The 21166-nt window shown below is 45.3% G+C and carries 16 protein-coding genes; 8 read left to right on the plus strand and 8 right to left on the minus strand.

The genetic code is table 11. The features are described from left to right. Positions 1 to 213: 213 nt before the first annotated feature. On the minus strand, positions 214 to 1008 hold the full coding sequence (locus tag ACE1CD_RS04770; protein ID WP_374821968.1) for a DUF2993 domain-containing protein: 795 nt from the start codon (positions 1006 to 1008) through the stop codon (positions 214 to 216). A 678-nt stretch (positions 1009 to 1686) separates the two neighbouring features. On the opposite strand from ACE1CD_RS04770, the gene ACE1CD_RS04775 reads away from it, so the two are divergent. The 3 genes from ACE1CD_RS04775 to ACE1CD_RS04785 all read left to right on the plus strand — a co-directional run bounded on the left by ACE1CD_RS04775 (position 1687) and on the right by ACE1CD_RS04785 (position 6372). Continuing rightward, positions 1687 to 2637: an ABC transporter ATP-binding protein gene (locus tag ACE1CD_RS04775; protein WP_374821971.1), complete on the plus strand. Its 951-nt coding sequence runs from the start codon at positions 1687 to 1689 to the stop codon at positions 2635 to 2637. A gap of 172 nt (positions 2638 to 2809) precedes the next feature. Next, on the plus strand, positions 2810 to 4516 hold the full coding sequence (locus ACE1CD_RS04780) for a hypothetical protein (protein WP_374800471.1): 1707 nt from the start codon (positions 2810 to 2812) through the stop codon (positions 4514 to 4516). 221 nt (positions 4517 to 4737) lie between these two features. Continuing rightward, positions 4738 to 6372, plus strand: a complete 1635-nt coding sequence (locus tag ACE1CD_RS04785; protein WP_374800473.1) for a hypothetical protein — start codon at positions 4738 to 4740, stop codon at positions 6370 to 6372. An 84-nt stretch (positions 6373 to 6456) separates the two neighbouring features. Here the strand turns inward: ACE1CD_RS04785 and ACE1CD_RS04790 are convergent, their stop codons facing one another. The 4 genes from ACE1CD_RS04790 to ACE1CD_RS04805 form a co-directional block, all read right to left on the minus strand. After that, positions 6457 to 7344, minus strand: a complete 888-nt coding sequence (locus tag ACE1CD_RS04790) for a CoA-binding protein (RefSeq protein ID WP_374800475.1) — start codon at positions 7342 to 7344, stop codon at positions 6457 to 6459. Positions 7345 to 7712: 368 nt separating this feature from the next. Beyond that, entirely contained in the window at positions 7713 to 8354 is a 642-nt protein-coding gene (locus tag ACE1CD_RS04795; RefSeq protein WP_374800477.1) for a Uma2 family endonuclease, read from the minus strand. A 114-nt stretch (positions 8355 to 8468) separates the two neighbouring features. After that, positions 8469 to 9710, minus strand: coding sequence for an ATP-grasp domain-containing protein (locus ACE1CD_RS04800; RefSeq protein ID WP_374800479.1), 1242 nt, complete (start codon positions 9708 to 9710; stop codon positions 8469 to 8471). 113 nt (positions 9711 to 9823) lie between these two features. Next, positions 9824 to 10741: an SDR family oxidoreductase gene (locus ACE1CD_RS04805; protein WP_374821974.1), complete on the minus strand. Its 918-nt coding sequence runs from the start codon at positions 10739 to 10741 to the stop codon at positions 9824 to 9826. A 589-nt stretch (positions 10742 to 11330) separates the two neighbouring features. Here ACE1CD_RS04805 and ACE1CD_RS04810 point away from each other — a divergent pair. Continuing rightward, positions 11331 to 13511: a hypothetical protein gene (locus tag ACE1CD_RS04810; protein ID WP_374800483.1), complete on the plus strand. Its 2181-nt coding sequence runs from the start codon at positions 11331 to 11333 to the stop codon at positions 13509 to 13511. A 510-nt stretch (positions 13512 to 14021) separates the two neighbouring features. On the opposite strand, the gene fetB is transcribed toward ACE1CD_RS04810, so the two are convergent. After that, positions 14022 to 14795, minus strand: a complete 774-nt coding sequence (fetB, locus tag ACE1CD_RS04815) for an iron export ABC transporter permease subunit FetB (RefSeq protein ID WP_374800485.1) — start codon at positions 14793 to 14795, stop codon at positions 14022 to 14024. Positions 14796 to 15106: 311 nt separating this feature from the next. On the opposite strand from fetB, the gene ACE1CD_RS04820 reads away from it, so the two are divergent. Continuing rightward, positions 15107 to 16342, plus strand: coding sequence for a DegT/DnrJ/EryC1/StrS family aminotransferase (locus tag ACE1CD_RS04820; protein WP_374821977.1), 1236 nt, complete (start codon positions 15107 to 15109; stop codon positions 16340 to 16342). Between the two features lie 80 nt (positions 16343 to 16422). On the opposite strand, the gene ACE1CD_RS04825 is transcribed toward ACE1CD_RS04820, so the two are convergent. Further along, entirely contained in the window at positions 16423 to 17172 is a 750-nt protein-coding gene (locus ACE1CD_RS04825; protein WP_374821980.1) for a DUF561 domain-containing protein, read from the minus strand. A gap of 488 nt (positions 17173 to 17660) precedes the next feature. On the opposite strand from ACE1CD_RS04825, the gene ACE1CD_RS04830 reads away from it, so the two are divergent. The 3 genes from ACE1CD_RS04830 to mutT all read left to right on the plus strand — a co-directional run bounded on the left by ACE1CD_RS04830 (position 17661) and on the right by mutT (position 19840). Continuing rightward, the gene (locus ACE1CD_RS04830; protein ID WP_374821983.1) at positions 17661 to 18617 is read left to right on the plus strand and encodes an RNA polymerase sigma factor, RpoD/SigA family; all 957 of its coding nucleotides are present in this window, start codon (positions 17661 to 17663) and stop codon (positions 18615 to 18617) included. A 237-nt stretch (positions 18618 to 18854) separates the two neighbouring features. Continuing rightward, positions 18855 to 19202, plus strand: coding sequence for a DUF760 domain-containing protein (locus ACE1CD_RS04835; protein WP_374800492.1), 348 nt, complete (start codon positions 18855 to 18857; stop codon positions 19200 to 19202). Positions 19203 to 19435: 233 nt separating this feature from the next. Continuing rightward, entirely contained in the window at positions 19436 to 19840 is a 405-nt protein-coding gene (mutT, locus tag ACE1CD_RS04840) for an 8-oxo-dGTP diphosphatase MutT (protein ID WP_374800494.1), read from the plus strand. A gap of 74 nt (positions 19841 to 19914) precedes the next feature. Here mutT and ACE1CD_RS04845 read toward each other — a convergent pair whose 3' ends face one another. Further along, on the minus strand, positions 19915 to 21078 hold the full coding sequence (locus ACE1CD_RS04845) for a histidine kinase (protein WP_374800712.1): 1164 nt from the start codon (positions 21076 to 21078) through the stop codon (positions 19915 to 19917). Between the last annotated feature and the right edge of the window lie 88 nt (positions 21079 to 21166).

Below are 21166 nucleotides of genomic sequence, written 5' to 3' on the forward strand. Positions count from 1 at the left end.
ACGGGAACGTTAAACGCCTCTGGAGACATCGACCTCTACATTGGTGAGGAAACTCCTCAATGTAAGCCGAGTCGTGGAAAGAGGAAACCCAGAAAGTGATTTCTGGAATCGCCGTCCGTTCACGGCGGCGAGGATGTCAAAAATTTAATTAACTATATTAGACATCTCAAAGGGCAGGATGCCTACCCCACAAGAATTTTTGGAGATGTCTATTTAACCGACGCCGGGGAAATGTTCGATTTGAGCGTAGCCGCTGAAGAGCAACTTTTTGCCTTGAGTTTCCAAGCGGTTGATTCGCATCGTTACGCCGTCGAGGTCGAAGCGATCGAGATCTACCATGTTATCCAACACCTCAGCCAGCGCCTTTGCCAAAGTTTGAGAAGTTTCTCGCAACTCTTCCGGTACGCCATCTGGGTGAAACTGGGGGTCTTTAAAAGTAATGCGGCGACGACGTTCGACGCCCAGCGTCATGGTCATGCTAATCGGTACTGTACCGCTAGAGGGTAGCTCCGCTTTGGCAAACAGCCGAATGCGATTACCGTTCTCCAGTTGCAGCTGCACTTCTGTAAAAGAAACGTCTTCTCCCCCCGTCAGCTCGTTTAAGGAGTCCAGAGAAAGATTTTGGAGGCGCTTTCTCACCAATTCCGCTTTAAAGGCTTGATTTATACCTTCTTCCGATAAGGTAACTAAAGCGATCGCTTGCGTGGGTTGCTTCAGGGTAATCTTACCTTTCAAAATCGAGCTGAAGTCCAGGGATACCGCATCCGTTTCAAACGACATCTCCTCAACCGGGAAATCCCTGCGAATTACCAAACCGCGACCGCTCATTTTAAAGCTGTCGATGCTCCCTTGCAACAGTTTGCTGGAGGGAGAGCAGCGCACAGAGACCTCCACAGACTCGCTCTTAGTGAACAAGTGGCGGATGGATTGGCTGGCGACAGTGTTGAGCATCCGCTCGCCCCAATCGCCACCACCAGGATTAGTAAAACCAGTCAGACCACCTAACATAAAGTTTTGTGTCTATAGAAAGTCTTCCTCCGTTGTAACAAAATGTGAATAACTCAGCAATCCATTGCCGAATTAGCAAAAATTATGGTATGTATTCCCAAATACTTATACTTAATGCTCGATAGTCGATCGGCCTGGGAGGATACCAGCCTGTAAGTCTTACCTGGGAAAGATTTTAGCGATCGGTACAAATGCCATTTGTGGCTATTTTGGTTTCAATTTTGACAACGAGCCTGTCAAAAGGTGTAAGTAAACGTTAAATTAGCGGTAATATTTCAATTTTTAATCTTTCAATCTCTCATCTTTTAATCCCTCATCAGGATGAGGACAGGACCTGTGCGAACCGGTTAAGGCAACACCGTAATCGGATTCGACTCAGAGCATACCATGTTTTCCGCGATTGTCGTCATTTTCCACATTATTCCTGACGAACGATTGCTGGTTTCTGGGGATTGAGTGCATGGATGCAACTTGTCCGGAAATACATTTAAGAAAGGCAAAAGTCAAAAGTCAAAAAAGGGACTAGGGCGTCGGGCGTCGGGCGTCGGGAAGAAGGAGAGGGAGAGGGAAGAGGGAAGAGGGAGGAATTTTGACTTTTGACTTTTGACTTTTGACTTCCCCACTCCCCCACTCCCCCACTCCCCCACTCCTCTAACCCCTCTTAAAATTGGAGAACCTATGGCAAAGGAATTGGCGATTTCTACCCGTGGACTGACCAAGCAATTTGACCGGCATATAGCCGTCAACGATATCGATTTAGAGATAGAAGCGGGAGAAGTCTACGGATTGATCGGGCCAAACGGAGCTGGCAAAACAACGCTGATCCGGATGTTGGCGGCTGCTGAGGAACCAACTATAGGGGAAATTTATATTAATGGCGATCGCTTGTTGCGCGATCGAAGCAATCCTACCCTCAAACGTCGTCTGGGCTACCTTCCGGATGACTTTCCCCTCTACGACGACCTCACAGTCTGGGATTATCTGGACTATTTTGCCCGACTTTATCGCTTGCGGGAACCGCGCCGCAGTCAGCGCCTGTACGATGTTCTGGAACTGGTGCAACTCACTAATAAACGCAACAGTCAAATTTCTACCCTATCGAGAGGGATGAAACAGCGGCTCAGTCTTGCTAGAACTATTATTCACGAGCCGATCGTACTGCTGCTGGACGAACCTGTTTCCGGATTGGACCCCATTGCCAGAATGCAGTTTCGGGACATCATCAAGGCGCTGCGGGAAGCTGGGATGACGATTTTGATTTCCTCCCACGTCCTCAGCGACTTAGCCGAACTCTGCACCTCGGTGGGAATCATGGAACTGGGTTATTTGGTAGAAAGTTGTTCCCTACAGGAACTTTATCGCCGCCTCAGTCGCCAGCAAATTGTCATGTCTAGCTTGGGTAGCCCAGATGCACTTGTAGCGGAACTGAAAAATTATTCTTTTGTGGAAGATTGGGAGGTATTGCCAGCAACGAAGCAAGTACAAGTTCATTTCTCTGGAAATCCGGAAGATTCGGCTAAGTTATTGCGATCGCTCGTTGAAGCTGGCATTCCCCTCACCGAATTCCACTGCACCCAAGAAGATTTAGAAACCATTTTCCTTAAACTCGGTCACAAACAAGCATCCTAACGCCGCTACGCGAAAGTCAAAAGTCAAAAGTCAAAAAAAGGCGTCGGGCGTCGGGGAAAAGGAGAAAGAATTCGGAATGAGCTTTGCTGCCAGGAGGTGCGGAAACTTAAAATAGAAAATTGTAGATTTGAAATGAAAAAAACAATCAAATTGTCTTGGGAGAATTTCGATCGTGAAACTTAACTTGATAGAGAGAATCGGCGATTTAAACCCGCAGTTATTGCGGGAAATCAAGGGTCGCCTAAAAACGAGAAATATAGCGATCTCAGCCGGAATTTCCCTACTAGGTCAGCTGCTACTGCTAATGTCTTTCTACGGCCAGCTTCCTACAGAAAAACCTTACGCAGGTCCGATCGCTAACCGATACTGCACTGGTAAGGAAGAATATTATCAGGCATACCAATGTTTCCAAGATTTTGCCGGTAATTTCGTCATTAATTGGCAAGTTTGGTGGCTAGACGTTTTTGTCTGGTTGAGTTTGTTCGCCATCTTCGGTTTGTTAGTAATTGGCACTTATATGATAGTTGCCGATCTAGCACAGGAAGATCGTCGCGGTACGCTCAACTTTATCCGCTTGAGTCCCCAATCTACCCAAAGCATTTTAGGGGGTAAACTACTGGGATCTCCAGTTTTACTGTATACAGTAGCTGCTTTAGCTGTGCCTCTGCATCTGTGGGCTGGTATTTCCGGCGGCATCTCTTTAGGTTTAATTTTAACCTTCTACGGAGTTATCGCTGTTAGCTGCCTGTTATTCTACAGTGGCGCAATGCTATTCGGTTTATTCAGTTCCGCATTTAGCGGGTTTCAACCTTGGTTGGCAAGTGGAGGTGTATTCATTTTCCTGTGGATTGCTAATTTTAAACCCATCACTCACGACCCGATAGATTTGTTAAATTTGTTGTCTCCATGCTGGATGCTTTGGCATCTAGTTTCAGGCATTTCTGGAGATTATCGCTCTACATTTTCCTATTTAGCAGAAGAAATAGGAACTTGGCAATGGTTCTCTATGCCTTTAGGTAGCAACATTATCAGTGCGGTTGCTTTTACTGTATTGAATTGCGGGTTGTTGACTTATTGGATTTGGCAATCTTTGATGCGCCGCTTTCCCAATCCCACCAAAACAATGTTGAGCAAAGGACAAAGTTACTTGCTGACAGCTTGTTTTGAAACCGTAATTTTGGGATTGGCGATCCAAAAAATGCCGCGATGGCAGTCTTTTCCAAATTGGTTATCTTATAACTTGAATAGCCTACTTGTATTCAATTTGCTGCTGTTTTTGTGTTTGATAGTGGCACTTTCACCTCACCGACAAGCATTGCAAGATTGGGCGCGATATCGCCGGGAAAAAGCAGCGAATCGCAAGTTGTTCTGGAATCCTTCTTTAATGAAGGATTTGATCTGGGGTGAAAAAAGCCCGAACGTAATGGCGATCGTACTTAATTCGATCGTCGCCTGTCTGCCCCTAATTTGTTGGATTATCGTTTGGCCTCAAGATGCAGAAAAAGGCGAAGCTCTTTTCAGTTTAGCGCTGATGGTGAGTACGATCGCCATTTATGGAGCGATCGCCCAACTCATGCTATTCATGAGAATACAGAAACAAGCTGTGTGGGCAGCAGGTGCTTTGGGTGCGGCAATAGTCTTGCCACCTCTGGTTTTTGCCGTTTTGTCGATCGGTTCTGCAAAACCACCCTTTGCACTTTGGTTGTTCTCCGCTTTCCCTTGGGTTGCCATCATGGAAAATACAGCAATTACAACTGTATGTATGGCAATTCTCGGACAGTTCGCCATCCTAGCACTGTTGAATATGCGATTGTCCCGACAATTGCAACAAGCTGGTGAATCTGCTACCAAAGCGCTGTTAGCCGATCGTCGCGCTTAAAAAAAGCCTTCAGCCATCAGTTATTTAACCGTAGGGGGGTTAGGCACCGGCAATAATTTCAGCGTTAAAACCGATAATTAATTTGCCGTGCCGTCACCCACCATTACCACATTTGGGACAGAAAAAACATTTTTCCCAATCAAGCCAAAGAGCCATTGTGTTAATTACAAAAAAACAGCAAACCTCCATTTTTAAGTTTACATAATTTGAGAAAAAATAGCATGAAAAACCTACGTTTGTTAGACAGATTAGGTGATGGGAATCCGCAACTATACCGAGAAATAAAAGGACGGCTCAAATTTCGCAATTTAGCAGTAACAGGTGCTGTATCTGTGGTGACGCAGTGCTTAATTTTTATGCCTTTCTACCTACAAGTTTTTGGCAGCAAAAATTATAGCAATTATTGCCTAAAAGATAAACAATTCCAATGCCTTGTCAATCCTGCCGGGTTCGTTCTTATTGATTGGCAGAATTGGTGGCTCGATTTATTTAATCAACTGAGTTTAATTTTCGCATTTGTGCTATTAGTCGGTGGCGTCCATATGCTGATCGGCGATGTGGGCAAAGAACAGCGTCGCGGCACACTTAACTTTATTAAATTGAGCCCCGAATCTAGCGAAAATATCTTAATTGGTAAGCTCCTTGGCGCTCCTATTTTACTTTATATAGGAATTCTGCTAGCTATTCCTTTACATTTAGCATCTGCGATCGGAGCGGGATTTTCTTTCGGATTACTTGTTGGCTTTTATCTACTCATAGGCGGAAGTTGCTTCTTATTATACAGTATGATGCTGCTTCAGTCTTTCCAGGTGGGATTTTTTACTTGGCCGTTCACCTTTTTCACCTTGATATTTATATCGCCTTGGTTGCAAATTCTCAGCGCTGTTATCTATGCTGCAAAAAGACAAGATATTTATAACAGCAATTTCCAATGGTTTTATTTACCGATCGGTACTAACATATCTCTTTTAATGGGCTTTTTACTGCTGAATTTGGGATTCTGGGGTTATTGGTCGTGGCAAGCATTAAATCGGCGCTTTCGCCAACCAAGCGCTACCTTGATAAGCAAAGGTCAAAGTTACTGGTTAATGGCTTGTTTGGAACTCTGCATTTTAGGGTTTTTTCTAGGAGAAAACTTAAACTCGGTACATTCTAGCGATTATTGGCGTTGGTTTGAGTTGATAGCATTTGTGGAATGCTTAAATCTATTCTGCTTTGTGTATTTAATCGGTCTTTTATCGCCGCAGCGTCAGGAATTGCAAGATTGGGCTCGCTACGAACAATTAAGAATAAAAAATGAAAAATTAAAACTGAATTCGGCATCTGTGAGGTCAAGTTTTTCATCAGGTATTTTTAATCCCTTATGGCAGGATTTGATTTGGGGAGAAAAAAGTCCCGTGCTGGTAGCGATCGCACTCAATTTGGCAATCAAAACAGCAATTTGGGGCAGTTGGATTATATTTGTTATCCCAAGCCCGTACAAAATTCAAGCACTGATAGTTTTGATTTTGAGCGCGAATTCGATTTTAATTTGTGCGGCGATCGCTCAACAAATTATGTTAATGAAAACACCAAAACGCCTCTGGTGGGCTCTTATTACGATAAATGGATTGATTGTATTGCCTCCGTTAGGTTTTGCTTTTCTGGGAATATCACCCAATGAAATGCCTGGTTTGTGGCTGCTTTCTGGGTTCCCCTGGCTTGGTATGCAATACGCCAGCGCTACCACAATTTTTCTATCCTTGTTAGGTCAGTGGAGTATCCTGGGATTGTTAACATTACAGCTGACGAAAAAACTGCGAAAAGCAGGTGAATCTGCTTCCAAATCGCTTTTTTCAGCACCTTCTTCTTTATAGCTAGTGCGTCAGGAAGAGGGAGAGAGAGGAATTTTGACTTTTGACTTTTGACTTTTGACTTTTAGCTCCCCCGCTCCCTTTTGGCTATTTTTTAAGCGCTTTCTTCACCAATTCGGGAATCTGAGAAGGGCGCTGCGCTACGGGAATTTTGACTTTTTCAAAAGCAGCTATTTTCGCTTCTGCCGTGCTAATTTCATCCTCTATAACTGGCTGAGAAACAATCAAGTCGCTGGCGCGGCGCTGTCGTTTTACTGTTGGTGCGTAGCGTCCGGCAATGTAAGCAACTACAGGTTTAGTAATTTCGTCAGCAATAAAGGGAGCGATCGTTTCTTCGCTATCGCCATCCATTTGTTCGACTAAAACGATCGCTTTGGTATTGTCATCTTTATTTAAAACTGGCAACCAATGGCGAAGAGAAGAACCAACGATCGCATCACTACCAATATTAACGCCGATCGATTGTCCAAATCCCGCTTGGCTTAGTTGCAAAGCAACTTCGCAAGTCAGACTGCCGCAACGGCTGATCAGTCCCACCGTACCGGGAGTGTAAAATTCACTTGGATGAGTGCCCAACAAAATTTTTCCCGGTACTATAATGCCCATACTGTTAGGGCCAACAACTAGAGTTTTGTTAGCATCGGCAATTCTCAGCAGATAAACTATATCCAGAGGTGGAATACCGCTGGTGACGATAATCAGTTGCGTAATATTAGCAGCGATCGCTTCTAGTGCGGCATCCAATACCAGGTATGGTGGAGTGAAGATTATGCTAGTGTCGATCGAGCCAGTTATCGGCAGTGCTTGTTCCACCAAATCGAACACAGGGATATCCTGTACCGTTTGTCCCCCCTGTCCCGGACTTACCCCAGCAACGACATTAGTGCCGTAAGCTTTCATCTTAGCAGCGTGGATAGCAGCAAGCGGTTCGGTGATACCTTGGATTAAAACTTTGCTGTCTGGCTTTACATTCATTACAAAACGCCTAACGGTTACACTTATTCAGATTTCGGCTTATTAATAAATTTAACTAATTTTCCCAGATTTTCAGCTTGAATTTTAGCTGTTTCCTCTTGTCCCGCTTCAATCACTGGTATTTCCTGTTGCACCTACTTAACTGGGTAGTTGACTGCACCGACCAAAGCATCTAAATTATTGTTGCTTTGTTCAACTTCATCGACAATACGATTTGCCGAGTTTTAGTCTGGAATAATTCTATCATTATTCGATAATTCACCGTTAAGTTGCTGCTGGATATCAAAAGTTCGATCGCATTCTATATACAACAGTTTTCATATGAGTCAAGTACATACAAACCCGGTCTCCAAATATCTCATATTTATTTACCCCAAATTTTCCCTTACCCAATTCCTAAAAGCTCTAATAGTTGCGCTTCTCCCCACAGTTAGATTTTTTTGTACGTATTCGTTAATCAATTCTATAATAAGAATATCGGGAAAATTTGGACTGCGATCGGCAACTACATAATTGCCTTCTTGCAACAAGTTAATTGACAATCCGCGTCTCGTATATCGCCACAATTCCGGCACGCCCAAACGCCGATAGTTATCAAACTTACTTCGAGAAGTTATATCAATTTCGATGGCTAAATCTGGCGGCGGATCGACAGTCAAATCCAAACTATTTTTACCGATAACAGCCGCATAATTTTGTATATAAAAACAAGTGTCTGCTTCCACTGCCTCCCTCATGCGATCGCTTTTAAAAGTTGTCGAACCCAAAACTTCAAAATCGATCGCCATCTCTTCTAACAAAATTTTAACCAAATCGCCGATAATTTCTTTATCTTTTTCATGTTCTGGTAGAGGCACCATAATTTCTAACCACCCATCACTATAAGAAAGTCTTGCAGCGCGACTTTCTCCCAATTCCTCTAAAATAGTTTCAAATTGTTGCCAGCTAATATCTTTCAGCAACAATTGTTGCCCTGGTTGCACGATAATTTGTTCCAGAACTAATTGCATTCTTTTCTCCTTTCTTCTTTTCCCTTTTCCCTTTTTCCTCCTCCCTCTTTCCCCTAACCCCTAACCACTAACCCCTAACCCCTAACCCCTAACCCCTAACCCCTAACCCCTACATCAAGAACGCTTACCAGAAGGCTTTGTCAAAGCTACTGCTTGCGATACTGCTTCATCCAAATTATCAACTACAGACACTCCCAGCGCCCCCAAACGCTCTTTTGCTGCATCGATCTCGCTACCGGCCAAACGCACGACAAAATAGGGGTTGTAACCGTTGCCCGTTTCTGTGCTATCTTGGCGGGGACGGCGCACACGTCCGCTGGGTAAAGGCGAAACCAGCCCCTCACCGTAATTTCGTTGTACGAAGTTGGAAATAGCCCCAGCAAGTTCATCGCAGGAAGTCACGCCACCCAAAATATTCACGAGCAAGACTTTGATATTATTTTCGTGTGCGATCGTTTCCAAACCCCTTTCCAAGCGATCGCACAGCGTTGTCGCTACATTACTGGGAACTTCTTCACCCACATTCAAGCAGCTAGCTGGCTTTCCTCCCGCTTGGTAAACTGAATCCAAAGTTGCCATCGCCAAACCGGTGCCATTGCAGACTATACCGATATTTCCTTCCAGTTGCCATAAATCTTCGCTAACCGGTGCAGGCGTTTCTCCACAATGACCGCACAGATGCGGTTTCCCCCGCCTTACTTTGGTCGCCAGTATAGCTAAATCCGGATGGCGTTGCAAAGCACAATCGTTGGCAGTCACCTTACCGTCCAAAGCCATCACTTCTCCATTCGGACTCACACCTAGAGGATTGATTTCCACTAAATCCAAGTCTTTCTGGATAAACAAATTGTACATAGCTTGGAGGATATCGCTGACCGACTGAATCAAATTGCCTTGCAATCCCATCTTCAGGGCTAACCGCCGAGCGTAAAATGGGGAAAATTCTTGCTCTACTACCACCTGCTGCATTTGTTCCATCACCGCTTCCACATCTATGCCTCCTTTAGGAGAACCCAAAAGCACGGGGCGGCGAAGCGTACAATCTAGAGCCACAGCTAGATAAAATTCCCTTTCTGCATCGTATCTGGCTTCTGCTAGCAACACCTCTGGGTATTGTCCCATAATCGGCAGATGGAAAATGGTTTGCGCGGCTGCGATGGCATCGATCGTATTTTCTACAAACTTAATTCCGCCTGCTCTTCCCCTTCCCCCTGCTGGCACTTGAGACTTCAGTACCACCGGATAGGGTATTTTCAATCCCTTTAAATCTCTGGGCCTGTCAATTCTTTGGGAAGGCAAAACGGGAATACCGATTTCGCGAAATAATTCTTTTGCCTGATACTCTAATAAGTCCATATCAAAATATTAATTAAAAATCACAGAGGAAAGAAATCTTCTTCACTTTTACTTTACCACTTTTTCCACATCTTTGATGTAAATTAGTTAATTTTTTCCTTCCTCTTTAATTTTTAATTTTTATTTTTCATCTGTTCCTGCCACTCACGAGCTACTAAATCGATGCCATAAAATCTTTGCCAGAAGCGGTCTACAGCCCAAGTCGGAAACACTTTGGTCATAATAAACAGCAAGAAATCGCCGCCCGTAGCAGCGATATAGCGCGGACGGGGACGCGGATCTGTAAGCGATCGCACAATTACTTCAGCCACCCGTTCGGAAGTCCAAGCGCGACTGCTAGTTTGTTGCTGTAGTCCTTCTAAATTCTTAAAAGCAGCGCGATAGGGAGTCTGTTCGGGATCGCGAATTGTCTCCTCAACTCCTTGAGCAACAACATCAAAAAAATCGGTAGTCACCGGCCCGGGTTCGATGACGCTGACCTTGATATTGAAAGGTTCCAGTTCCATACGGAGAGCGTCGCTGAGCCCTTCCAAAGCAAATTTCGAGGAACTGTACATACCCCCAAAAGGAAACGCCAGTTTTCCTCCTAAAGAACTAATATTGACGATTCTGCCACCGCCGCGATCGCGCATCCCAGGTATCAAAGCACGAGTCAAAGCTAATGGCCCAAGCAAATTCACCTCAAATTGCCGCCGCGCCAATTCAGATGGAATCAATTCGATCGGCCCCATTTGACCGTAACCTGCATTATTCACCAAAGCATCCACCCTACCGAATCGCAGGATAGCAGATCTAGCCAAAGCTTCCACCTGCTCGATCGACGACATATCCGTGGGAACAACCAAAACTTCTGCCCCAGCTTTGCTACAGTATGTGGCAGCCGTATCCAGCTTTGCCCGGTTACGCGCCGCCAGCACCAATCGAATGCCAGGAAACTTTTTGGCTAAAACTTGCGCCAAAGCAGCGCCAATACCAGCAGAAGCGCCGGTAATCAGTACAACTTGTTCAGATAGGGGAGTGTTTGCAGACATCAGGATCGGGGAGTTGCACAAAACGAAATATGCCTTATCCTCTACTGTGAAGTACTCCAGCTAAACTGCGTTATAGTTGGAGCTTCCTACTGGCGATCGGCTAGGCTTGGTTCTTTCCCGATTTCTGCCGAGTACATACTTTTGATACTTATTTATCTAGGTAGCCTCTCAGTCCTTCGGGTGGGTCAGCAACCATGTTCATGGTAACATACTGCTTTAGATGTTGTGTAGATATTACGATCGTGAAAACTAAGGTATTACATATCAGGATAAGCGAACGAAGATTGCATCAAATCTACTCATAAGCAGCAAACAAAAAAAAGACGGTCAAACAAATCATAGAGGGATGGAGCGAAGATTACCTACACCCAAGGAATTAGAGGGATGAGCGTATTTGTAAATATTGATTTATTAGTCGATCGCCATTTATGCCCACCTAAAATGTGGAGATTTTTTAGTATTTTTAGGTACGTAATTCCGGAGATATTTTTGTGAAACTTCTAAAATCAGAAAAAATCATCTATCCCAAGTCCCAACTTCAAAGTGAAAATCCTCGCATCCAAAATCTCAAATCAAAGGGTGATAGCAAATGGAAACAACCGATCGGAAAAATGATTTACAAACACTGGGGCAACTTTTGCAAGACAGCTTGAACTCAGAGTTAGCAATAGAAGTTCCCATTCAGGTTAAGTGCGTTCTTCAGGATCGCACTTTGGTAACATTGGCTCAAGACCCCAATCCGGTGATTACCGAAGCGCAGCCCATTTTCAGAGTGCTACAGGAAACTATTGAAGCGCTACAGGTAGCATTCCCGAACCCAGTGTGGGAACAAATTCAGCAAGTACGGCTTTTCTTGAGAGCGGCGGGACAAAGGCAACCTTTTGCCGCCCACGAGTTTAAATTGGAAAAATTGCCCTCTTGGGAGGATGCCGATCGCAATATGTTTGGATGGGAAGAGGAAAGCGACGATCCTCCCGTATCGCCATCCCCCTGGAAATCGATTTTTGATGAAGAAACACCAGACGATCGCACCGAAGCAACTGCTGCATCGACCTTAACATCGGATCGAGATGATTCTCGATCGCCCTGGAACTCGATTTTTGATGAAGAAACCGCAGACTCGTCCACCGAAGCAGCCGCATCCAGCTTAAGATCGGAAAAATTCGCTCCGCAACCATCTCGATCGTCCTGGAACTCGATTTTTGACGAAGAAAGTCCAGACCCGCGCACCGAAACTGCACCAGCATCCAGCTTAAAATCGCAAAAATCCGCTCCGCAATCATCTCGATCGCCCGATAGCTCGATTTTTCATGATGAAACTACACCTAATCACAGCGAAGCAACTGCCGCATCTACCTTAAGATCGAACAGATCCGATGCCATAGAAGATTTACCTTTAGAAGAAGCTGCGATCGATTCCAGACCCGACCCCGAAATGCCGAAACGCAATCGAGTTTTGCGTCGCCGCAGACGGCAATTTAAACTGCCCCAGTCCGCATCCAAAATTGGGGTTGGAGTAGCAGCAGTAGCGATTGTAGGTTTTATTTACGCCTTAACTCGTCCTTGCGTATTCGGAGAATGTACACCCATCCAAACCGCCAAGCAGCTCAGTCGAGAGTCAGCACAAACCCTCAGAGATGCAAAAAACGAGCAAGATATCAATCTGGGAAAAGAAAAACTCTCGAAAGCGATTCAGGAGTTGGAAAGCATTCCCCCTTGGTCTGGCGATCGCTCTTCAGCGCAGTTACAGTTGCAAATTTACAAAGGAGTTGTTACTAAAATAGACATAATTTTAAAGGCTATGGATAAGGCAAAATTTGCCTCTCAAACAAGCCAAAACCCTCCTCATTCAGTCCAAAAGTGGCAAGAAATACAGTCTGTTTGGAAAGAAGCGATCGCTGCCGTTAAACAAATTCCCAAAAATAGCTTGATTTATCCTCTAGCTCAACAAAAATTAACCGAATATCAAGACAATTTAGCCGCTATCGATGGACGAGTTAAGCAAGAGCAACAAGCTGAAATCAAACTGGCAAATGGCAAAGAAACGGCTCAATTAGCGGAAGTGCGTCAAGGCGTAGCCAAAACTTTAGGTCACTGGCGACAAGTTGAGTCAACTTGGCAAGCAGCGATCGCTTCTCTTTCTTCCATTCCCAAAACCACAACATTTTACCAGGAGGCGCAGCAATTAATTGCCAGCTATCAGCCAAATTTTACCGCAGTGCGCGATCGCAAAAACCAAGAAGAGAATGCCGCTAAAATTTACAATCAAGCCATTACAATTGGTGACCTTGCCAAAAATTTGGAGCAACAGAACCAATTGACCCAAGCTGTCGCGACTTGGCGCAGAGCTTCCACCTACGCCCAACAAGTACCTACTGGTACTTATTACTACTCACAAGCTCAGCCGCTGAGTGAAAGTTACATCAATTCTTTAAGACAAGCACAAGCTAAATTGCAGGTAGCTTTAATTGTGCAAAAAGCTACAGGCGATCTCAATAAAACTTGTGCTGGCGTACCCAAAATTTGCGACCATACCATTAATCTTCAAGGAATCAAGGTTTATCTAACGCCTGCTTATGTCAACAGCGTGAGAAGGACTGCTATGACTGCCGGTTTGAATGGCGACGCTAATACTCTTGCTGGTGTAGACGATCATTTAAAAACCTTACAAGCTGCATTGGAAGCAATTAGCGAAAATGCTCGCGTACCTCTAGAAATTTACGATCACAATCGTGCTTTGATTGGTAGGTATGTTCCCAAACCGAGATAAAAATTATAGCTAGAGGCTAAAAAAGTCAAAAGTCAAAAGTCAAAAGTCAAAAACAAGAGGGACGGGGAGTGGGGAGGAAAGGGGGAGTGCGAGAATTAATATATTAGACATCTCCACAAATTCTTGTGGGGTAGGCATCCTGCCTGCCGAGAGAGATTCTTTTCTGGAGATGTCTATTGACTTTTCCCTTTTCCTTTTTCGTCTCCCTCCTCCCTCTCTCTTTGCCTTTTGGCTTTTGACTTTCATATCATATCCAGTCGCATCGGTTGAAAAAAATGTGTTCGTATCTGATTTCTTATCTGTCTTCATCTGCGGTAAAAATTTTACCCCCGCTCTCGCACAGATAATATGAGAGCATCAGTCTTAGACTACCGATGCAACCGGACACAATCTAAAAATTCATTTGGCGATGCTTTAAATATTGCTGCGCCAAATGGCAAAAATAAAAAAAATATTGCATATTCTTAAGCACAGATGCAAACAGATAAACACAGATGAATTGCGGTGTTCTTAAATTTTTAGTTGTGCATCGGAGTTAAAAACTTGCCGACAAATTCCCTGCGTAATCAAAAAAGCAGTAATCAGGGTAGCGCTGGCCTGCATCACCAAAATCAACATCTGGTAAAATGCCGCAATGAAGGGACTGACACCGCCCAATATCTGACCTGTGAAAGTTCCTGGCAATGTCACTAAACCCACAACCGTCATGGTATTCAGGTTGGGAATCATTGCGGCTTTAATCGCTTCTTGGCGGTACTGCGCTACTGCTTGTTGAGGAGTAGCACCCAAACTGAGGTGAGTTTCAATTTCCAGGCGCGTGCTTTTGAGGCTACTGACGAGACGTTCACCGGCTAAAGCAGCGCCGTTCATAGCATTTCCCAGTACTATACCTGCAAACGGAATCAGAAACTGCGGTTCGTACCAAATTTGCGGTTTAATCACCAAAAAATTGACGTAGACTAGCGTCAGGGCAGTACTGAGTAAAAGCGAACCTCCCACGACGGGTAACATTTGGGGAATTTTGTCACCAATGCGACTTTTAGCTACCCTAGTAGCAATTATCAGCATTACAAACAAAACTGCGATAACCAGTATGGGGTTTGGCTGAGCGAAAACCACCTCCAGTACAAACCCAACTCCCAGCAATTGTAGGATAGTGCGACCTGTCGCGATCGCCAGAGGCCATTCCAAGCCCAACTTTTCCCAAGCAGATAAACCGATGGCAAAGGCGATGAGTCCTAATGCCCAAGTGAAGTTTGTGGGGTCGAATTTAGCTAAATCCACTGGCTTGGGGGTTTGAGGTGCGATCGAACTATTTGCGAGAACTATTTGCGATGACTTCCTATTTTACAACGTCATTCGGCGCAGTAATATTTAAAACCGCACCAAATCAAGCATTTAAAGGCTTATATTTAGCTGCGCCTGGGGCAGATTGTCACAACCAGTTGACAAGACACTTTTCTCGCCTAAGATAATCTACCATAACCGTTGGAAAATATACACCGAGAAAACCATTCACCTTGCAGAGACAACTGCGGGGCTGACGGGCTATCCGGGACTTGTAGTAGTAAAAACTAAAACTTCGTGGTAGGCGAGTGAATAACATTCCCCCTGTTGACTTGGCACGTCAGTACAAAAACCTTGAGAAAGAAATAAACGCAGCTGTATTGGAAGTGCTGGCTTCTGGCCGATACATCGGCGGTTCTCCGGTGGAGAGTTTTGAGCAACAGTTTGCCAATTACATAGGCGTTTCCCATTGCGTAGCGTGCAATTCTGGCAGCGACGCCCTCTACCTCGCATTACGAGCTTTGGATATTGGCGCTGGCGATGAAGTGATTACGACGCCTTTTACGTTTATAGCCACAGCGGAGGCAATCAGTACAGTTGGCGCAACGCCAGTATTTGTAGATATTGACCCCCAAACTTTCAATTTAGATGTCGAGAAGTTGGAAGCTGCTATTACCAACAAAACTAAGGCCATTCTGCCAGTGCATTTGTTTGGGCAACCAGTCAATATGACGCGCTTGATGGAAATAGCAGAATCTCGCGGTTTGGCAGTAATAGAAGACTGCGCTCAAGCTACGGGCGCAGGGTGGGCGGGTCGCAAAATCGGTAGCATCGGACATATCGGCTGTTTTAGTTTCTTCCCCACTAAAAATTTGGGGGCTTGTGGCGATGGTGGTGCAGTAACTACCAACGATCCGAACGTAGCGGCAAAAATCCGAATGCTGCGAGAGCATGGTAGCAGCAGTCGATATTACCACGAAGCGATCGGCGTTAACAGTCGTTTAGATACTATCCAAGCTGCTATTCTCCTAGTTAAATTGCGCTATCTCGATACTTGGAACGCTCAACGCACTCAAACGGCGGCTAATTACCACAATTTACTTGCACCGATTTCGGGAATTTCTTTACCTCAAGCACTCAATGGAGGTGAAAGTGTCTGGAATCAATACACCATTCGGGTAATAGCTAAAGGAAAAGAAGATTTCCCATCTACCAGTTCAACTGAAAACTTATACCTGAAAATTCAAAGTTCCTTACGCGACTCAGTACGCAGCCAGTTGCAGAAGCGGGGAATCAATACAATGGTTTACTATCCCCTACCACTGCATCTCCAGCCTGTGTACGAAAGTTTGGGCTACAAAGCCGGTCAATTGCCAGCTGTCGAGCAGGCGTGTGCTGAAGTTTTGTCTTTGCCGATTTTCCCAGAATTGTCTTTGACGCAGCAAGAACAGGTGGTTTACGCTTTGAAAGATGTTTTAGCCGAAACAATGTTTGCTGAGACTGCTCAAAGCTTATGGGCGATGGCATCGGCGAGAGAAAACTGATGCGTTGTTGTTGACGAGAAACCCGGTTTTTGACAAAAACCGGGTTTCGCGAACTCCTCAAAACTAGGGATTAGAGACTACTAGACCCAAAGGCGGGAACGATTGACGGTCGCCAATGCTTCTACTAAACTGCGGACAGCAGCTACCATAGCGATTTCGCTGTTCAAGCGGTTGACAGCTGAGCCAACGCCGACACCGGCAGCACCGGCGGCAATGGCTAGGGGTGCTGTGACGCTGGATATTCCAGAGGCGCAAAGCACCGGCACGGAAACGGCACGGGAAATTTCATAGGCTGCGGCTAGGGTGGGAGCTGCTTTTTCGATCGTACCCAATGTTCCGGCATGAGTTGGGGTGGCACTTACTCCACCTTCTGTCTGGATGATATCGGCACCGGCTTTGACTAGGGCTTCTGCCAATTGCACTTGTTCGGACAGTTGGAGAATATGAGGAACGGTCACTGATAAGGTAATCTGGGGAAGGAGCGATCGCGTAGTTTGTGTAATTTCCAATACTTCAGCTGCTTCAAATCGACGCCCTTGCGCGTAGAAACTATCGAAGTTACCAATTTCGATGAGGTCGGCACCAGCTGCTACAGCTGGGACAAATAGCTGGGGTTCGACTGCGGAAACGCAGATGGGCAACTCGGTGAGTTCGCGGCACATCTTCACCAAGTTTGCATCGGCAGCAATATCCACAAAGGTCGCGCCACCTTTGTCTGCTGCTTTCACGGTCGCTGCTACTCGTGCTGGATCGAAATTATTCAAGCCGCTAATAATTTTGAGGGCACGGCCTTGTTCAAAAGCACGCTGTAGTGTGGTATGAATTGTCATGCTGTATGTAACTCCCACTCAAAAATAAGTCAGGATTATTTTTGCACTCACCGAGGTCAGAAACCAGAGGCTAGAAAAAGTCAAAAGTCAAAAGAAAGGGATTAGGGGCTAGGGCGTCGGGTCTAGGGCGTCGGGAAGAGGGAAGAGGGAAAGGGAGAGGGAAGAGGGAGAGGGAAGAGAATTTCAGATTTTAGATTTCAGATTTCAAATTTTGATAAATCTGAAATTTGAAATCTCCCGCTCCGAAAGCCCCCCTGCCCCCCTGCTCCCCCGCTCCCTGAAGGATATGGTGCCGATTGTTAAAAAATTTTACTTTCTTGGCGTCGTCCTGGTGTAGCAGAATGCAATTCTTAACTGCATTATATGGTTAATCTCTAAGTACTGTTCTCTGTTTGTGGAGCTAAAGGACACCAGCAATATGTTTGGAGAAGTGTACAAATCTTGCTAATAAACGTTACAATTATTAATATTTCTACCCAGAAAGCGCCATGAAGACCGCTCAGACTTCTACAGATCTTGTGCGTACCTACCTGCGTGAAATAGGTCGGGTTCCCCTACTCACCCACGAGCAGGAGATCTTGTATGGCAAACAAGTACAGCGCTGGGCAGCATTGCAAGCTCAGAGAGAGGCGCTAGCAGCTGAGTTGGGCCAAGAACCTACTCTAGCTGAGTGGGCGCAACAATGTGGGCTGTCCCAAGCAGAACTCGATCGACAGATTAAAGAAGGTGAAAACGCTAAGCGCAAAATGGTTGAAGCTAATTTGCGACTGGTAGTGTCGGTAGCCAAGAAGTACATCAAGCGCAATGTTGACTTGTTGGATCTAATTCAGGAAGGCAGCATCGGTATGCAGCGAGGGGTTGAAAAATTTGACCCGACTAAAGGATATCGGTTTTCTACTTATGCCTATTGGTGGATTCGTCAGGCAATCACTCGCGCTATAGCTGAAAAAGGGCGCACGATTAGGCTGCCTATCCACATCACGGAGAAGCTAAATAAAATTAAAAAAGTTCAGCGCCAACTGTCTCAACAGTTAGGACGCGCTGCGACTGCTGCGGAATTGGCCAAGGAGTTGGAATTAGACCCGAAGCACGTCCGGGAGTACTTGGAAAAGGCACGTCAGCCTTTGTCCCTAGATTTGCGGGTGGGAGATAATCAGGATACGGAGCTGGGAGAACTGTTGGAGGATACGGGTGCTTCTCCGGAGGAATTTGCCATCCAGTCTGCTCTTCAGACAGATTTAGAAAAGCTGATGGCGGATCTAACACCTCAACAAAGGCAGGTGTTGGCGATGCGGTTTGGTCTGGAAGACGGACAAGCTTTAACCTTGGCAAAGATTGGCGATCTCCTCAACATTAGCCGGGAAAGAGTACGGCAAATCGAAAGAGAAGCATTGAGTAAGCTTCGCAAGCGCAAAGGAGATATAGATGAATTTATCGCCAGTTAGGAACTTGTCATTCACAATCAGAAGAGGTAAACAGAGATATAGCTGTTTGTCGATCGCCAATGTTAGGTAGGGGTGGAAAATCCGGAATTTGTGGTTCGGTTAAAGCGACTTCACTGTCAAGAGCGAACTGCTAAATTAGTCTTCAGAAGCAATTAATAATCTGCATCCGATTTTTTGAATAACAAGCTGCTGTTAGCTAGTCAAATCAAAAGCTCCCAACTGCTACAGAGGTAAAAAGTGAACAAATCATCCAGTCAAGGCCCAGAGTTGTTTGGCAATGAGTCGGAGTCAGGTAACAATTGGCTCTGGCAGTATGTCCAGTCTATGAGCCCAGAAACTATGGCACAGCTTTCCAGACCATCTTCCGGAGATGTCTATCAAGTGATGGAACGGAATATTATCGGTCTGTTGGGTAACTTACCGTCAGAACATTTTGGGGTGACGATTACTACGAGTCGGGAACATCTCGGTCGGCTGTTGGCTTCGGCGATGATTAGTGGATATTTTCTCCGCAATGCAGAACAGCGTATGGCTTTTGAAAGATCTTTCTCGGCGGCTGAAGCCAATGCTTCAGAAGCTGAGTAGTAAGTTGGCTTCAGATTGGCACGCGGATATTCGCGATCTGGCCATCATCAACCGATCGGCGGGCTGTAAAATAGCTCTGCCGATTATTGTGATTTGGAAACTAATTTTTAACAGAAAATACAATTAAGTTTATAGCAACCTATGAAAGTCAGTTAGGACGTTATTAATTACTGAAACTCTCGCTCTTTCCTTCTTTTCCAAGCCCGAAGCCCTAAACCCAATCCCCAATCTGTATGTCTTTACCCCATAAGTTTATTGGTGTTGCTGTCATTTGGAACGACCGAGGACAAATTTTAATTGACAAACGCCGTCAGGGTGGTTTAATGGGAGGTTTATGGGAATTTCCGGGTGGCAAAATAGAGCCTGGTGAAACTGTGGAAGAGTGTATCAAAAGGGAAATTTGGGAAGAGTTAGGTATTGAAATTCAGGTAGGCGATCGCTTGATGGCGATCGATCACATTTACAGTCAATTTGCCGTCACTCTTACGGTACATCACTGCCGCCACACCAACGGCGAACCGCAGCCTTTGGAATGCGATGAAGTTCGTTGGGTCACATTAGATGAGTTAGACTTATATACTTTTCCCGAAGCTAACTTTCAGATTATCAATGCTCTCAGAAATATAGTTAGGGGATAGGGGTTAGGGATTAGGGGTTAGGGATTAGGGATTAGGGATTAGGGAAGAGGAGAAATTTTGAGTTTTGACTTTCATTATCGGTAAACCGGCAACGTGAAGTGAAAGCAGCTTCCTTTGTCGGGAACGGAGTCTACCCAAATACGACCGTAATGAGATCGAATAATTCTTTGACACAGGGATAGACCGATGCCATATCCATCTAAAGCTTCGTCGCGTTTGAGTCGATAGCGTTCTTCAAAAATGCGATCGCGATTTTCCTCTGGAATTCCGGGCCCAGTGTCGCATACAGTCAAATGTACTTTCTGCGCTGTGCGGTGGAGAACGGAAACTTGAATGGTTCCACCAGGGGGTGTATATTTATTGGCGTTGTCCAATAAGTTTACCAGCACCTGACGCACTCGTTCTGGATCGGCATAAACATAAGGCAGATCTTTGGGAATATCTGTTTCGATCTGGTGGGATTTCATTGCAAACCTGTGTTTGAGGCACTCTAGCACTTCCTGACAAAGTTCTCCTAAATCTACCTTTTGAGGCACTATCTTCAGAGAACCGTTATTTCCTTGCGATCCTTGCAGAATATCGACGATTAGGCGCTCGATCGCGCGAGTTTGGTTCCTGGCTTGTTTAATTAACTGATTTACTAAGGCTGGTGTCAGTCGAGGCGAGTTGCGGTTATTTAGATCGGAGTTGGTTTCTAGGGTTTCTAGTGCGATCGAAGCGGCTGTGAGGGGATTGCGGAGATCGTGGGCCAGCATAGCGATGATTCGATCTTTGAACTGCAATTGCTGTTGCAGTTCTTCTTTTTCCTGTTTGAGGCGAAAAATTTCTTCGGAAATGCGGATCAGTTCTGCAACGTGAGCAAAGGAACGTGTATCGGCGCGATCTGTACCTGCTGGCCAAGATTCCCCATCTAGGTTTTGATATTCATCCATCGACTGTTTCCAGCGCGGCCACCAGTCTGCCAGTTGAGCGACCAAATTAGTGCCAGCGATGATATGTCGAGGGGGAGGATGAATTTTGATTAAAGCTGGGGTTGCTACCAGTTTAAAGTGTTCGGCTAAATATGGTTGTTCGCCGACATCAACAACCTCTAGCTCAAAAGGATAGTCGTTCTTTAAATCTTCGAGATACTTGTGCAGTCGCTGGATTTGTTCCTGAGAACTGGGACGCTGGTCTACAAATAATAGCAACTGTAGAGGCGTCTGTGTATGAGTAGACTTTTCAGCATTCGCTGCCATGTAATCTCTTTTGAGCATGATGGACAAACTGGTAAAGCTTTTCCAACGGTAAGGACGATCGAACTGCTTGCTTCCAGGCACACTGGTT

It is taken from the genome of Aerosakkonema sp. BLCC-F183, from assembly GCF_041929145.1.
Taxonomy (GTDB): domain Bacteria; phylum Cyanobacteriota; class Cyanobacteriia; order Cyanobacteriales; family Aerosakkonemataceae; genus Aerosakkonema.